Genomic DNA, 15436 nt, shown 5'->3' on the forward strand with positions numbered 1-15436 from the left:
ATACTTCAAAAATCATCTGTTTATATGCAAATTCCGGAGGTTTATATACTTGCCATAGAAAGTTCATGTGATGATACTGCCGCTGCAGTATTATGTAACGACAAAGTGCTGTCAAATGTTGTTGCCAATCAGTTAATTCATAATCAATATGGAGGCGTTGTGCCTGAGCTTGCTTCTCGGGCTCATCAACAAAATATAGTTCCAGTAATCGAGGCTGCATTAAAAAAAGCTAATATTAAAAAAGAACAGCTATCAGCAATTGCTTTTACACAAGGCCCTGGACTTATGGGTTCTCTTTTGGTTGGAAGTTCATTTGCAAAATCAATGGCATTGGCTTTACAAATACCTCTCATCGCAGTAAACCACATGCATGCCCATATTTTGGCTCATTTTATAGATGAAGAAGGTTTTGACAAACCTAGCTTTCCTTTTCTTGCGTTAACAATAAGTGGTGGACATACTCAAATTGTGCGGGTTGATGATTTTTTTGATTTAACAATCATCGGTGAAACAACAGACGACGCAGTAGGTGAAGCGTTTGACAAAAGTGCCAAAATACTTGGTCTTCCCTACCCGGGCGGCCCTTTGGTTGACAAATATGCACAATTAGGAAATCCGAAAGCATTTCCTTTTACAAAACCAAAAGTTCCAGGATTAGATTTTAGTTTTTCGGGTTTAAAAACAGCTATTTTATATTTTATTCAAAAGAAGAAAATTGAAAACCCTGATTTTATCGAAGAAAATTTAAACGACATCTGTGCTTCCATTCAATATACGATTATCGAAATATTGATGGATAAACTAAAAATGGCCGTAAAAGAAACTGGCATCACACAAATTGCAATTGGTGGTGGTGTTTCGGCCAATTCAGGAATTAGAAATACCTTGAAAGAAACAGAAACAAAATACGGTTGGAAAACATACATTCCTAAATTTGAATACACCACCGATAATGCTGCAATGATTGGAATTGTAGGTTATCAAAAGTTTTTATCCCAAAAATTTGAAACTGCAGAAGTTGTTTCAAAAGCACGAATACAATTTTAAATTATGCAATTATTTTATAACCCTACAATAAACGAAACTACCGAAACCTTTTCTTTTGATAAAGAAGAAAGCAAACACGTTATTAAAGTATTACGTAAAAAAGACAATGACATACTGTTTGTAACTAATGGTTTAGGTTTTTTATTTAAAACTGAAATTACATTAGCCTCTGATAATAAATGTACCGTTAAGATTTTAGAAATTCAAAAAACTGAAGCTCCAAAACACAAATTACATCTTGCGGTTGCTCCCACAAAAATGAATGATCGCTACGAATGGTTTCTTGAAAAAGTTACTGAGATTGGAATATATGAAATCACTCCAATTGTATGTGATCGGTCAGAGAGAAAAGTAATAAATACGGAAAGATTTGAAAAAATTATTCTTTCGGCAATGAAACAATGCAATCAAACGTATCTTCCAAAATTGAATCCTGCTATTTCGTTAAAAGAGTTCATAAAAAGAGAAAACTCAGGAGAAAAATTAATAGCCCATTGCGAAGAAACCAATAAAAAATCGCTAAAATCAATTCTTAGACCAAAAACAGATTATACTATTTTAATAGGTCCTGAAGGTGATTTTTCCAACAAAGAAATCGAATTGGCATTAGAAAACAATTACATCCCTGTTTCTCTAGGCGAAACACGATTACGAACAGAAACTGCTGCTGTAGTTGCCTGTCACAGTATTGTTTTTACTAATGAGGATTAGATTTTAAAATTCAATTCTACAATCAAATTTATGAAAAAGACAGTATTTTTATTATTATTACTATTCTCTTCTCTGACCAGTTTCTCTCAAGAAATTGCTTTACTAAAATATAGTGGTGGTGGCGATTGGTATGCAAATCCAACTTCACTGCCAAACTTAATAAAATACTGTAATGCCAACATAAACACAAAAATAAAATCGAAACCTAGAACTGTAGAACCAAGCAGTCCTGACCTTTTTTCCTATCCATTTGTTCACATGACAGGACATGGCAATGTTGTTTTTAGTGAAAGTGACGTAACAAACTTAAGAAAGTATTTATTTGGCGGTGGTTTTCTGCATATCGATGATAATTACGGAATGGACCAATACATTCGTAAGGAAATCAAAAAAATATTCCCAAATAATAGTTTGATTGAAATACCATCAAACCATCCAATATTTCAAAAACCTTTTGTTTTTGCCAACGGCTTGCCTAAAATCCATGAACATGACGGGACAAGAGCACAAGCGTTTGGAATATTTATCGAAAATAAATTAGTCCTTCTTTATACATATGAGTGCGACCTAGGTGATGGATGGGAAGATCCGGAAGTCCATAATGACCCTTTTGAAGTTCGCGAAAAAGCTTTAAAAATGGGAGCCAATATTATAAATTACGTTTTCTCAAATTAGATTCTCTTAAACAAAAATTTCCTTTCAATACTTTAATTCTCTTTTAGTGAAAAATAATTTTAGTTGCATAATTTTTTTAACACGTAAAATACTAATAATATTTTATTAGTAAATCTTGAAGCATAGCAAATTTCATAAATTAACAAGTTTAAAACTACGTATATACCCCTAAATTACTATTAACCAAGTCAATAAAATCAGCTAATTCTTAAAAATGACTAAAATTATTGTTAAAAAAATTTTAAATAACTGATATTTTGTTATAAAATTGCATAATAATTAACCAAACAAACTTTTATTTAACAAAAATGATTACTATTATGAAAAAATTAATTTTATCAGCGGCAGCTTGCTTAATGTTATTTTCTTGTCAAAATGAACAAACTGAATCACAAAACGATTCTACAAATGCAATTACCCAACGAAAATGTGCTACACAAGACGTTTTGGAAGCGCAATTAAAAGCCGATCCAACTTTGGCTATTAGAATGAACCAAATTGAAGCATTTACTCAAAATGCTTTATTGACAAAACGTTTAGTTAACGGAAAAGTCGAAATTCCAGTAGTTGTCAATGTTTTATACAGAACAGCTGCCGAAAATATTTCTGCAACCCAAATCCAATCTCAAATCGATGTTTTGAACAAAGATTTTAATGCACTAAATTCCGATTACAATTCGGTTCCTGCTTTATTTTCAGGAGTAAAAGCAAACGTAGGAATCACTTTTGTACTTGATCAAATCGTTAGAAAATCAACGACTAAAACATCTTGGGGAACTGCTGATGCCATGAAAAAAACAAGTAAGGGTGGTCTAGCCCCAATTTCACCAACCACAAAATTAAACTTATGGGTTTGTACAATTGGCGGTGGCATTCTAGGTTATGCACAATTTCCTGGAGGTGCTTCTGCAACCGATGGAGTTGCAATTGATTCTAAATATTTTGGATTATCTGGATCTGCAAATGCGCCATATAATCTAGGAAGAACAGCAACACATGAAGTTGGGCACTGGATGAATTTAAGACACATTTGGGGAGATGCTACTTGTGGTAGCGATTTAGTTTCTGACACTCCTACTCATAATGATGCTAATTATGGTGTTCCAGTTTATCCTCACTATAGCACTTGTACTGGTACTCCTGTTGAAATGACAATGAATTACATGGATTACACAGATGACAATGCTATGTATATGTTTTCAATTGGGCAAAAAAATAGAATGTCGGCAATATTTGTTTCTGGTGGCGCAAGAGCTGCTTTTGGAATTTAATTGCTTTTTGTTATTTGATTTAATTTGTTATTAAAATGAAAAACTCGCTACTTGATAGCGAGTTTTTTTATGCTTGCAATTTCCAAAACATTATTAAAAAAAAATTTCGACCTTTTGATATTAAAGATGTTATAAAAAAACTATTATTTTCTTCATATTTTAACAACAATAAATTGTAAATTGCACTTAATTAACTGATAATCAATTTTTTAAACACATAAATTATTATGAAAAAAATTATTTTATCCGCAGTTGCATTTATAATGCTTTTTTCATGTCAAAATGAAGATAATGGATCCGAGATCTCCCAACTAGATTCGCCAACGCTTCGCAGTTGTGCAACACAAGAAGTTCTTGAAGCACAATTAAAAGAGGATCCCACATTGGCAGTGAGAATGAATCAAATTGAAGCTTTTACCAAAGAAGCAGTACTAACTAAACGTTTAGTAAATGGTAAAGTTGTAATTCCTGTAGTAGTAAATCTTTTATATAGAACTTCGGCAGAAAACATCTCTGATAATCAAATACAATCACAGATAGATGTTTTAAATAAAGATTATACAGCTACAAATTCTGATTTTTCTAGCACTCCAGCTGAATTTGCTGCAGTTGCTGCAAATATTGGTATTACATTTGAGCTAGTAAAAATTGTGCGGAAATCGACAACAAAAACTTCATGGGGAACAAGGGATGCAATGAAAAGCTCAAAAAAAGGAGGCATTGACCCTACAACGCCAAGTACAACATTGAACATTTGGGCCTGCAAAATTGGAAATGGAATCTTAGGATATGCGCAATTCCCAGGAGGTTCACAAGCAACCGATGGTGTTGTAATTGATTCTAAATATTTTGGTCTATCAGCCAGTGACAGTTATCCTTATAATCTTGGAAGGACAGCAACTCATGAAGTTGGGCACTGGATGAATTTACGCCATATTTGGGGTGATTCCTCTTGCGGCAATGATCTAGTCGCTGACACACCAGTTGCAAAAACTTCTAATTTTGGTGTCCCAGCATATCCATATGTGAGTTTATGTTTACCAACTCACAATGAAATGACAATGAATTACATGGATTATACTGATGATAGAGGAATGTATATGTTTACTAACGGTCAAAAAGCACGAATGTCAGCATTATTTGTTTCTGGCGGAGTAAGAGCTGGTTTCGCTCAATAGTCATATATAAATTTATAGTTTTCAAAACTCGCTGCTTTTTGGCGAGTTTTTTTATCTTTATAACCAAATACAACGATATGATAACATCCAAAATTATTGCAAATGGGATTTTAAGGGCAATTGCTACTTTAATCTTAACTACTTTACTTCTATATTTTCTGTATCAAATTCAAAACGTACTGATTTATCTATTAGTTTCATTAATACTTACCTTAATTGGAATACCTATTTTAGATTTTTTCAAGAAAAGATTAAAATTCAGACATACAATTGCATCCATTACCGTTTTAATGATTTATATTTTAATCATCTTTGGTTTCATAATGATGTTCATCCCATTAATCATATCACAAGGACAAAATTTATCTCTTTTAAATACTATTGAAATTGAAAAGAATAGTTTAGAACTTTTCAAAAAATTAAACATTTTTTTGGAGCAACATCATATAGACTCCGCAACAATTTTTGATGCAAAAAATTACAAATCAATCCTAAATTTAAATATAATACCTAATTTTTTAAATTCTGTGGTCGGAACAATTAGTAACTTCGGAATGGGTCTTGGTTCCGTTCTCTTCATTACCTTTTTCTTCCTTAAAGACAAATCCATATTCTTAAAAGGAGCCAAACTACTTATTCCAGACTCTCATGAAGAAAAAATTTTGAATTCTGTTGAAAAAATAAATACCCTACTTTCTCGATATTTTATAGGTTTACTAATTCAACTGTTCATCGTTTTCATATTATATACTATTGTATTGTTTATTTTTGGAATCCCGGATGCATTTGTAATTGCTTTTTTATGTGCAGTTTTAAATATCATTCCATACATAGGTCCATTAATTGCTTCCATCTTGGCAGCTATTTTAACAATGTTAAGCAACTTAGGTTCCGATTTTCAGTCTGAAATCTTGCCTACGACCATTTATGTATTAATAGGCTTTTGGATTGTACAGGTAATCGATAATAACTTTTCTCAGCCAATCATTTTTTCAAAAAGTGTTAGTTCTCATCCTTTAGAAATATTTCTTGTCATATTGATTGCAGGATTCTTATTTGGTATTATGGGGATGATTATTGCCGTTCCTTTGTACACTATCATAAAAGTAATTAGCAAAGAGTTTTTTCCGGACAATAAATTTATTCAACAAATAACAAAAAACTTATAAATTGAACCTAGACATTTTAGACTCTAAAATTCAAGAATTTATTGATTTAAATATTGGGACCTCTATTTCTAAATTGGCTCTTCAAAAAAATCCATTTCCTGCTGTGGAGTGGATTTCCATTATAAATCAAATTGCTGCAAAATCAAAGGCAAAAGACAAACTGCCAACCTGGTTTTCAACTAAAAATATAATTTATCCAAGTAAAATATCAGTTGAACAAACTTCTTCCGAAAAGACAGCTTTATACAAAAGTTCAATTGTTTCGGGTGACAATTTAATAGACTTAACAGGTGGATTTGGCATTGATGATTACTATTTTTCTAAAAAAATAAAAAACGTAGCACATTGTGAAATCAATGCTGAATTATCCAATATTGTTCAACACAACTGTAAACAATTAAACAGCAATAATATAACTTGCTATGTAGGTGATAGCTTTGAAACATTGTTAAGCATAAACACCAAATGGGATTGGATTTACATAGATCCTTCCAGAAGAAATGACAGCAAAGGGAAGGTATTCATGCTAAAGGATTGTTTGCCCAATGTACCCGAAAATTTGGACTTTTATTTTGAAAAATCAAATTACATCTTGATAAAAACGGCGCCAATATTAGATATTACTGCTGGTATTAATGAATTAAACCATATCAAATCCATCCATATAGTTGCAGTTGAGAATGAAGTAAAGGAATTATTATGGGAATTAAGCAAAGATTACCAAGGAACTATTGGTATTAAAACCATAAATCTTTTAAAAGAAAAAACGGAAACATTTGAATTTATTTTAAACGAAACTCACGAACAGCCATCCTTTAGTTTACCACAAAAATATCTCTACGAACCCAATAGTTCCATTATGAAATCAGGCGGTTTTGACCAAGTTGGCCTTTTTTATGGATTGAATAAATTGCATAAACATTCCCATTTATATACCTCGAATGAACAAAGAGATTTCCCTGGCAGAATTTTTGAAATTAAAAATTGTATTACTTATAACAAAAGTGATATGAAACAATATTTAGAAAATCAGAAAGCCAATATTACTACAAGAAATTTTGCTGATTCAGTTGAAAGCATAAGAAAAAAGTGGAAAATAAAAGATGGCGGAGATTTATATTGTTTTTTTACAACCGACGAAAATAACACCAAAATTGTTTTAATTTGCACCAAAATAAAATGAAATCGTCATTAATACCCTTTTGGGAGATCAAAACCAATAAATAAAGACGACAACATATTTGACCGTTAAAAAATAAATTTTACATAATATGAAATACATTCTTGTTACAGCCTTATGCTTTTTAAGTTTTAATATTTTTGCTCAAAAACCTTGTGATTATGCAACAAATGTTACCGATTCTATTGGAACCTACAAATCCACAAAAGAATACTTAATAAGTGAAAAAGTTTTTGGAGGGAATTCCAATTATATTTTTTATTCCTTAGCTTTGACCGATGGATTACCAACGCTGACCGTACAATTAATACAAAAAAGTAAAGATTTTGTAAAAGCGAATTGTTTTGACAAAGATTCAAAAATATTTTTGCAGCTTCAAAATGGAAAAATAGTTACTCTGCTACATATAGACCAAGAAAATTGCGGTTCTATGGTGCGAGATGATAAAGGTTTTGACAATAGGGTGAAGTCAGGGATTTTTATGTTCACGAAAGAGAACTATGAAGACTTAAAAATATCTCCTGTTTCCTTAATGCGAATAAAATACTTAACAGATGTTGAAGACATTATATTCAAAAAAGAATTTACAGCTGAACTAGACGGAAAAGTATACCATCCAGAAACTTATTTCATGGACAACATACGTTGTATAGAATAAGCATCTTTTACTCAAAATAAAAAACATTTATCAATGAATTAAGATTCATTTGTAAATGTTTTTTTTATGCATTGTAACCCTCTTGATTATCATTTTGTTTATCAATATTGATAACATAATTCTTCACATTTCGCACTACCAATGGAACTAGTAATCCAACAACAACCACTTCTACAAATGTAATTCCTGACTTATTTTCCGGTCCAATACATTTAAAAAAACTATTCTGCAATATCCTTTTCATCTAACGATTCGTATGTTTTTTTTTAATTTAAAAAATAAAATTTAAGAACTTATTTAATCAACAGCCTAAACAAACATCTTTGATATCTCTTAATTTGCCAATAAACAAATTTTGATCAAGTCAATCTCATTATTTTTAAATCAAAAACTGAATTTAATAGCATTTTTTATGTTTGCTATTGTATTCAATATGGGGGTTAATTTAATCGAACTATAAATCATTGTTTTTAAATGATTTAAAGCGCGAAAGTAAATATATAAATCAATTAAATAACAATATAATCGATGAAATGCATATTTTACACTTATTTTAGCGTTAATTCTTTCAAAATTCACAACTAGCAAGACTTTAGATAGTTAACACAAATAAATTTTAACAAGAAAAAGAGCTGATTAAATAAACCATTTCGTAACTCCTTAAGAGTAAGAATACAATAAAAAAGATTTTTTTGAAGTAAAAAAAGAAAAATTTTATGATAATAAGCAAACCTAATTACAATCCCATTTAAAATTGGAAACTCTGTCATTTAAACCAGCTTTCAAATTATAGTGCCACCATTCAGAATCAAACGAATTAAAATGTTCCTTAACCATAACCTTTCTCAGCAGATTTCTATTATTTAAAATTTCTTTTGAAAAACCACGATAGTCATGACTGGCTTCTTTTCCGAAAAAATCAAAAGAAGTTCCCATATCCAATTCTTTACCTTCAAAATTAACCAATGTGATATCTACAGCCCCTCCTCTATTATGGATTGAACCTTTGCTTGGGTTTGCAACATATGTAGGATCCGGAACTATAGCCCACATTCTTTTTTGAATGTCTAAAGGTCGATAACAATCAAAAAGTTTTATTTTAAAACCTTTCTTCATAAATCTTTGATTAGCCAAAATTAGCTCTTTTACGGTTTTATAACGCAAATAACATTCGGCACAATCATATACTTTAGATTTCAAAAAATTGTCATCTGTAGCGTACCTCATATCATACATGAAATCTTGACTGAAGTCTTTTAAATTAACAAAAGTGGTATCATTGATTGCAACTATAGTCGCTGATGCATTTGTAATAGTTTGTGAATTACATTTAAGTAGGTTTAGTAGAAAAAGAAAAAAGAATAAAGGCTTGAAATAAGAAGTCATAACTAATAAATTTCCATAAAAATAAGGAAATTTAAAAGGATTAAAAAAGTAAAACCCTCTAAAAACAAAAAAAGCCCCTACAATAGGAGCTTTCTTGTGAACGCAGAAGGATTCGAACCTTCGACCGCCTGCTTAGAAGGCAGGTGCTCTATCCAGCTGAGCTATGCGTCCATTATTTTATTTGTCGGGGTGGCAGGATTCGAACCTGCGGCCTCCTGCTCCCAAAGCAGGCGCGATAACCGAGCTACGCTACACCCCGAAAACAATCTATTAATTTATTTTATGAAAATATAATAAAATATTGAATCTTGCTACGATTCTTAATCATGAATAAATTGCGGAGAGTAAGGGATTCGAACCCTTGGTACAGTTACCCATACGCTTGTTTAGCAAACAAGTCCTTTCGGCCACTCAGGCAACTCTCCAAGCTCAAGGAACGTGTCCTGTTTTGCGGTTGCAAACTTAAGACATGTTTACGTTTCTCACAACTATTTCAGCACTTTTTTTTCATATTTTTCTACTATTTATTCAAACGACTTCACTATCAAAGATATAACTAGCGCCTAAAAAATCATTTTTTCCACTAAAAAAATAAAAACGGTCTATTGTCACTAAAACGAACGAGTAAATTGTTTTTAAATATTAATTTAAACTTCCCATCGCTCCCATTTTTATGATTTACTATTTTAAGCATACAATAAAATCATAACTAAACAAACAAAGACATTTCATAATGGAGAACCATAAAACAAAGCGTGCTAGTGCATTTTTTTTTAATTAAAATTTATTTATACCTCGAAAATGGGCAATCTCATTTATTAGTAAATTAAACAAAAACAAACCCAAAAACAGAGATTCGTTAAATATATCCTAATTTAAATTCAATAAAAATTTGAATTTTACAAAATAAGTTTAAATTTGCTATAATAAATCAACATATAATAAACATGAGCAAAAGAGTTGTTATCGTTTCTGCTGTTAGAACACCTATCGGCAGTTTTATGGGAGGATTATCTACAATTACCGCACCAAAATTAGGAGCAATAGCCATTAAAGGTGCGCTAGAAAAAATACAATTAGATCCAAATTTAGTTGACGAAATTTTTATGGGTAATGTCGTGCAAGCTGGCGTAGGTCAAGCTCCAGCACGTCAAGCTGCCATTTATGCTGGCCTTTCAAATAATGTCGCTTGTACAACTGTCAATAAAGTATGTGCTTCTGGAATGAAAGCTCTAATGTTAGGATCACAAGCCATTCAATGTGGAGATGCAGAAATTGTTGTTGCCGGAGGAATGGAGAATATGAGTTTAATTCCGCATTATATGAACTTAAGAAGCGGAACCAAATTTGGTCCTAGCACAATGGTCGACGGAATGCAAAAAGATGGATTAACAGACGCGTATGATAACAATGCCATGGGGGTTTCTGCTGACCTATGCGCAGCAGAATATAAAATATCAAGAGAAGAACAAGATAATTTTGCAATACAATCTTACGAGCGTTCTGCTAAAGCGTGGAGTGAAGGAAAATTCGATAACGAAATAGTTCCTGTAGCCGTTCCTCAAAGAAAAGGTGAGCCGATACTCATTTCAAAAGATGAAGAATTTACTAATGTATCGTTAGAAAAAATACCTACGCTAAATGCAGTATTTACAAAAGACGGCACCGTTACCGCAGCAAATGCATCAACCATAAATGATGGTGCAGCCGCAGTTATTTTGATGAGTGAAGAAAAAGCAATTTCTTTAGGTTTAAAACCATTAGCATACATAAGAGGTTATGCAGATGCTGCCCAAGAACCAAAATGGTTTACAACGAGTCCTGCAAAAGCACTCCCTAAAGCATTAGCAAAAGCCAATCTGACTTTAGATGAAATTGATTATTTTGAATTCAACGAAGCCTTTTCAGTAGTTGGACTAGCCAATTCAAAGATACTTGGGTTAGACAATCAAAAAGTAAATGTTAATGGCGGAGCCGTATCATTAGGACATCCTCTTGGCTGTTCAGGGGTTAGAATAATTGTTACATTATTAAATGTTTTGAAACAAAATAATGCAAAATATGGAGCAGCTGCTATTTGTAACGGCGGCGGCGGAGCTTCTGCCTTTGTTATTGAACGAAACATTTCATAAATATCACTTTAAATAAAATACAATTATTAAATAATACGAATTGAAAATTACTATTTTTACAGATATTTTTGATTCGTATTATTTTAATTTCTAATTTATATAAATGTTTGGGATTTGTAATTTAGCCATGATTCCACTTCGTGCCGAAGCTAGTGATAAAAGTGAAATTGTTTCTCAAGTCTTATTTGGAGAACATTTTGAAGTTTTGGAACAACATAAACAATGGTCTTATATAAAAATGCAATATGATGAATACGAAGGCTGGATAGATACCAAACAATTTCAACCTATTACAGAATCTTGCTTCAACCAACTTTCGTCGGACGCAATCATCCTCAATGGCGATTTGATAGAATACATTATAGCACCTTCCAATTTATTAATTCCCATACCACTTGGAGCTTCCCTGTCTTTTTTAAATTATCCTGAAATCAACACAAGTAATTTTGATTTCGAAGGAACCAAAATTAATGGAGTAAAACCAAAAAATAATTTACTAAATTCAGCTTTCATGTATTTGAGCGCCCCCTATTTATGGGGAGGAAAAACACCTTTTGGAATAGATTGTTCCGGTTTTACGCAAATGGTTTACAAACTAAATGGCTATAAATTATTACGAGATGCATCACAACAAGCAACTCAAGGAGAAGCATTAAGTTTTATAGAAGAAAGCGAACCTGGTGATTTGGCTTTTTTTGACAATGACGAAGGAAATATAATTCATGTGGGAATAATAATGGAAAACAACTATATTATTCACGCCAGCGGAAAAGTAAGAATTGACAGATTAGATCATTTAGGAATCTATAATGCCGAAATAAACAAACACACTCATAAACTAAGAGTAATTAAAAAAATTATATAAAAAAAAAGCTAGAAAAATTTTCTAGCATTTTTTTTATTTATCACAATCACAAAGCTACATACTTGCTTTTAAGGAATTATATTCATTAGTCATATCCAAAGATCTATAAACGCCTAAAAGAGACTTCAAAACATCTTGATTTTTAGGTTCAATAACCAATGCTTTTTTAAGATATGGAATCACACTTCTTACCAAATCATCTTTTTTAGCTTTCAACTGATCATAAAGCTCCATCTCTTTTGGAGTATTACCCAAAGCCGCCATCTGATCCACTAAAGCCTTTTTAGATTCCAATTTAACATATGTTAAATTGATATATGCATCAATATAATTTGGATCTAACTCTAAAACTTTATTATAACAAATTTCAGCTTTAACTGCATCATTTTTTTCAAGATAGATAAAAGCTAAATTTTTATTAATTTCTAACTTTTTAGATGGTGAAAACTGATCTCTAGGTTTTTCATGAAACCCTGCAGTAATACTTGCTGTTCTAACGGCTGCAGAAGCAAAACTTTCTTCAACTTTTGTTTTTTTATTTGTGGCAAAATAAATTATCCCTTTTCCAGAATAATTAATTCTTTTTAGTTCTTCATAATATTTAATTGCTGAATCAAAATCTTTTACCGTCATCGATGAAGAAGCTGCATTAAATAAATTTAAAGTGTCTTTTTTATCAAATAAATAGACCTTATAACTTTTTTCGGCACTTTCTTTATATTTTCCTGCTTTATAATCATCTGCTGCACCATTAACAAGAGTAGATTTCATCTCTCTCAAAGCTGTATTTGCTTGTAAAGAATATTTATACTTCCCTGCCTCATTTTCCGCTTTAATCAATTCTTGATAAGCCTCAGCTGCCAAAGAAAGATTATTAGCCATGTCAATATTTTTTGAAGCTAAGTCTTTTAAAATATTACCTTTCAATAAATAGAAATCAGATTTTTCCTCATCAGTTGAATTGTAAATCAAATATTCGATTTTTTTCAAAATACCCAATGCATCTTGAGATTTTCCACTTTCAAAAACTGACTGAGCAGTTTTAATTTGATCCTTTTGTGCATACACACCAGCATTTATCAATAACACTATTGATAGCATTACAAATTTTCTTTTCATTAGGTTAAGTTTAGTTGTTAATATTAGGGGTTTAATTATATATAGAAATTAGTGCAAAAATCAAATCTTACTCGTTCCAAAGTTTAAAAAGACTATAATACTCACTAAACAAAAAAGGAGAATAAAACACTAAAAGGGCTTAAAAATGCAAATTAAAAAGTTAATTCAGTAAAGTTTTAAAATAACTTTTACCGCTAGTAAATGTTTTTTTTTTTGACATTTTAGAAGAAAGTAGTTTTTGGCATATTTATTTTTTTTAGTTAAACAATTTTTAAGCAATTAATTTTACAAATTACAAATTTTAATCTTTACACAATTAACAATACTTACTTTACATAAGCTTTCAGTCAACTATATCGATTTCTAAACTCATAATTTTTCTCTAAAATAAAATTATTTTTTGATTGCACAAATAAAATATTAATAAATTTTAACAAAAAGATAACGATTTCGTAAAATGAGGCAAACTCTACTGTTTTCCATTTTATTCAAAAAAAAATCATACAGTTTCAAAGTATTATTGCATTATAATAACTTTATTCAACATAAACCAAAACATCAATTCACATTCCTTAAGATATTTAAAATAATAAATCAATATAATATCCTGTTAAAATCGACATATACTTCCTATTCTAGTATTAACCAAAGAAAGAAGCTCAATTGTTTGTGTTTTTCTTTAAAAAAAACAAGTAAAATAAAAAATCCTGCGTCGATTATGCTCGAGCAGGATTTAATTTAACTATTTGGTCAAAATTACATTTTTGCTTTCAAAGTTTTATATTCTGTAGTCATTTCCAATGCACTGTAAACATTCAATAATGTTTTTGCTACATCAACATTTTTAGGATCTAACGCTACCGCTTTCTCTAGATATGGAATTGTGCTTCTAAACAAGTCTTCACGTTTCTTTTTCAAAACATTATAACGTTTCATATCATCAGCAGAATTACCAAGTTTATTCATCTCATCAATGATACCTTTTTCATCATCCAATTTCATTGCAGCCATATTAATATAAGCATTGATGTATTTTGGATCCAATTCCATAACTTTAGTATAGAATTTTTCAGCTTCAGCATAGTTTTTCGCTCCAGCACTAACAACACCTAAATTAAAAATCAAATCTACATCATTTGGATTTTTTTCCAATGCCTCAGAAATTAGTTTTTTATAAGTAACCATATCTTTTGACTCAAGATACAAATTAGCCTCGGTCAAAATTAACGAAGTATCTTCTGGATTTGCTTTTCTAGCATCAGAAACTGCTTTTTTAGCCAAATCCATTTTTCCTTGTTGCACATAAATTAAAGCTACATTTTTATAGATCTCGCCTCTTTTTGAAGGCACATTTTCATTTCTTGGTTTTTCATGAGTCCCCATTTTTACCAATCTATCTCTATCAGCAGCAGTAGTAAAATAATCTTCTTGATTATTTACCTTATTTACGGCATAATAATAAGTTGCTTTTCCAGAATAGTTTAAAACTTTTAATTCCTCGTAAAGCTTAAGAGCAGTATCATAATCTTTTGCATTTACGTAAGTAGATGCCGCATAATAAAGATTGATAGTGTCTTTTTTCTCTAACAAATAAGCTTCATACAACTTTTTAGCTCCATCTGCATCCTTGTTAGCTTTAGTATCTTCAATTGCTGAATTAATTAATTTACCTTTAATTTCAGCTATTGATGCTGCAGCTTGTGTCGAATATTTTGCTTTTCCAGAAGCTTTTTCAGCTTCCAATAATTCTTGAAAAGCTTTCGCCGCCAGACTTAAATTCTTATCTGCCTCAACATTTTTATTCGCCAAATCCAAATGTGCATTTCCTTTTACAAATAAGAATTGTGCTTTTTCAGCATCAGGCGCATTAACAGACAAATACTCTGCTCCTGTTAAAATTGTAATAGCCTCATCGGACTTACCCGCTTTTAATGCTTTTTCAGCAGCTTTTATTTCATTTTTTTGAGCAATACTTGCTACTGATAAAAATAATGCTGACGCTATTATTACATATCTACTTTTCATATTAATCTATTTTATATTTA

At 31.0% G+C, this 15436-nt stretch carries 14 protein-coding genes and 3 tRNA genes; 10 read left to right on the plus strand and 7 right to left on the minus strand.

Annotated elements, in window-relative coordinates; all coding sequences use genetic code 11:
• The first annotated feature begins 24 nt into the window (after positions 1–24).
• From tsaD to C8C85_RS00240, 8 genes are all read left to right on the plus strand, one after another.
• Complete coding sequence (gene tsaD / locus C8C85_RS00205) at positions 25–1047, plus strand: tRNA (adenosine(37)-N6)-threonylcarbamoyltransferase complex transferase subunit TsaD (protein ID WP_116795264.1); 1023 nt, start codon at positions 25–27, stop codon at positions 1045–1047.
• A gap of 3 nt (positions 1048–1050) precedes the next feature.
• A complete protein-coding gene (locus C8C85_RS00210) occupies positions 1051–1758 on the plus strand; it encodes a 16S rRNA (uracil(1498)-N(3))-methyltransferase (RefSeq protein WP_116795265.1) in 708 nt (235 codons plus the stop codon).
• 30 nt (positions 1759–1788) lie between these two features.
• Positions 1789–2433 carry a DUF4159 domain-containing protein gene (locus C8C85_RS00215; RefSeq protein WP_116795266.1) on the plus strand — a complete coding sequence of 215 codons (645 nt, stop codon included), beginning with the start codon at positions 1789–1791 and terminating at the stop codon, positions 2431–2433.
• Between the two features lie 320 nt (positions 2434–2753).
• Positions 2754–3704 (plus strand): zinc metalloprotease, encoded by a 951-nt coding sequence (locus C8C85_RS00220; RefSeq protein WP_116795267.1) that lies wholly within the window; start codon positions 2754–2756, stop codon positions 3702–3704.
• 227 nt (positions 3705–3931) lie between these two features.
• Entirely contained in the window at positions 3932–4882 is a 951-nt protein-coding gene (locus C8C85_RS00225) for a zinc metalloprotease (RefSeq protein ID WP_116795268.1), read from the plus strand.
• A 77-nt stretch (positions 4883–4959) separates the two neighbouring features.
• Positions 4960–6051, plus strand: a complete 1092-nt coding sequence (locus tag C8C85_RS00230) for an AI-2E family transporter (protein WP_116795269.1) — start codon at positions 4960–4962, stop codon at positions 6049–6051.
• A 1-nt stretch (position 6052) separates the two neighbouring features.
• Entirely contained in the window at positions 6053–7234 is a 1182-nt protein-coding gene (locus C8C85_RS00235) for a THUMP-like domain-containing protein (protein ID WP_116795270.1), read from the plus strand.
• A gap of 88 nt (positions 7235–7322) precedes the next feature.
• Positions 7323–7889: a hypothetical protein gene (locus tag C8C85_RS00240; protein ID WP_116795271.1), complete on the plus strand. Its 567-nt coding sequence runs from the start codon at positions 7323–7325 to the stop codon at positions 7887–7889.
• 64 nt (positions 7890–7953) lie between these two features.
• Here the strand turns inward: C8C85_RS00240 and C8C85_RS00245 are convergent, their stop codons facing one another.
• The 5 genes from C8C85_RS00245 to C8C85_RS00265 all read right to left on the minus strand — a co-directional run bounded on the left by C8C85_RS00245 (position 7954) and on the right by C8C85_RS00265 (position 9700).
• Complete coding sequence (locus C8C85_RS00245; protein ID WP_116795272.1) at positions 7954–8133, minus strand: hypothetical protein; 180 nt, start codon at positions 8131–8133, stop codon at positions 7954–7956.
• A 488-nt stretch (positions 8134–8621) separates the two neighbouring features.
• Positions 8622–9275, minus strand: coding sequence for a M15 family metallopeptidase (locus tag C8C85_RS00250; RefSeq protein WP_116795273.1), 654 nt, complete (start codon positions 9273–9275; stop codon positions 8622–8624).
• Positions 9276–9372: 97 nt separating this feature from the next.
• Positions 9373–9446: transfer RNA gene (locus C8C85_RS00255), tRNA-Arg, on the minus strand.
• A 13-nt stretch (positions 9447–9459) separates the two neighbouring features.
• Positions 9460–9534 (minus strand) — tRNA-Pro (locus C8C85_RS00260).
• Positions 9535–9613: 79 nt separating this feature from the next.
• Positions 9614–9700 (minus strand) — tRNA-Ser (locus tag C8C85_RS00265).
• 522 nt (positions 9701–10222) lie between these two features.
• Here C8C85_RS00265 and C8C85_RS00270 point away from each other — a divergent pair.
• Both C8C85_RS00270 and C8C85_RS00275 read left to right on the plus strand, forming a co-directional pair.
• Positions 10223–11407, plus strand: coding sequence for an acetyl-CoA C-acyltransferase (locus C8C85_RS00270; RefSeq protein ID WP_116795274.1), 1185 nt, complete (start codon positions 10223–10225; stop codon positions 11405–11407).
• Positions 11408–11510: 103 nt separating this feature from the next.
• Entirely contained in the window at positions 11511–12272 is a 762-nt protein-coding gene (locus C8C85_RS00275) for a C40 family peptidase (protein WP_116795275.1), read from the plus strand.
• A 54-nt stretch (positions 12273–12326) separates the two neighbouring features.
• Here the strand turns inward: C8C85_RS00275 and C8C85_RS00280 are convergent, their stop codons facing one another.
• Positions 12327–13391, minus strand: coding sequence for a hypothetical protein (locus C8C85_RS00280; protein ID WP_165818075.1), 1065 nt, complete (start codon positions 13389–13391; stop codon positions 12327–12329).
• Between the two features lie 756 nt (positions 13392–14147).
• On the minus strand, positions 14148–15416 hold the full coding sequence (locus C8C85_RS00285) for a tetratricopeptide repeat protein (protein ID WP_116795277.1): 1269 nt from the start codon (positions 15414–15416) through the stop codon (positions 14148–14150).
• Between the last annotated feature and the right edge of the window lie 20 nt (positions 15417–15436).

This window comes from Flavobacterium sp. 103 (assembly GCF_003096795.1).
Lineage (GTDB): Bacteria > Bacteroidota > Bacteroidia > Flavobacteriales > Flavobacteriaceae > Flavobacterium.

What these genes read in the sequence shown, in the direction of transcription:
- C8C85_RS00210 (WP_116795265.1), top strand. Translation starts at nt 1,051, where the DNA reads ATGCAATTATTTTATAACCCTACAATAAACGAAACTACCGAAACCTTT.
- tsaD (WP_116795264.1), top strand. Translation starts at nt 25, where the DNA reads ATGCAAATTCCGGAGGTTTATATACTTGCCATAGAAAGTTCATGTGAT.
- C8C85_RS00275 (WP_116795275.1), top strand. Translation starts at nt 11,511, where the DNA reads ATGTTTGGGATTTGTAATTTAGCCATGATTCCACTTCGTGCCGAAGCT.
- C8C85_RS00240 (WP_116795271.1), top strand. Translation starts at nt 7,323, where the DNA reads ATGAAATACATTCTTGTTACAGCCTTATGCTTTTTAAGTTTTAATATT.
- C8C85_RS00245 (WP_116795272.1), bottom strand. Translation starts at nt 8,133, where the DNA reads ATGAAAAGGATATTGCAGAATAGTTTTTTTAAATGTATTGGACCGGAA.
- C8C85_RS00220 (WP_116795267.1), top strand. Translation starts at nt 2,754, where the DNA reads ATGAAAAAATTAATTTTATCAGCGGCAGCTTGCTTAATGTTATTTTCT.
- C8C85_RS00250 (WP_116795273.1), bottom strand. Translation starts at nt 9,275, where the DNA reads ATGACTTCTTATTTCAAGCCTTTATTCTTTTTTCTTTTTCTACTAAAC.
- C8C85_RS00285 (WP_116795277.1), bottom strand. Translation starts at nt 15,416, where the DNA reads ATGAAAAGTAGATATGTAATAATAGCGTCAGCATTATTTTTATCAGTA.
- C8C85_RS00230 (WP_116795269.1), top strand. Translation starts at nt 4,960, where the DNA reads ATGATAACATCCAAAATTATTGCAAATGGGATTTTAAGGGCAATTGCT.
- C8C85_RS00270 (WP_116795274.1), top strand. Translation starts at nt 10,223, where the DNA reads ATGAGCAAAAGAGTTGTTATCGTTTCTGCTGTTAGAACACCTATCGGC.
- C8C85_RS00215 (WP_116795266.1), top strand. Translation starts at nt 1,789, where the DNA reads ATGAAAAAGACAGTATTTTTATTATTATTACTATTCTCTTCTCTGACC.
- C8C85_RS00280 (WP_165818075.1), bottom strand. Translation starts at nt 13,391, where the DNA reads ATGAAAAGAAAATTTGTAATGCTATCAATAGTGTTATTGATAAATGCT.
- C8C85_RS00225 (WP_116795268.1), top strand. Translation starts at nt 3,932, where the DNA reads ATGAAAAAAATTATTTTATCCGCAGTTGCATTTATAATGCTTTTTTCA.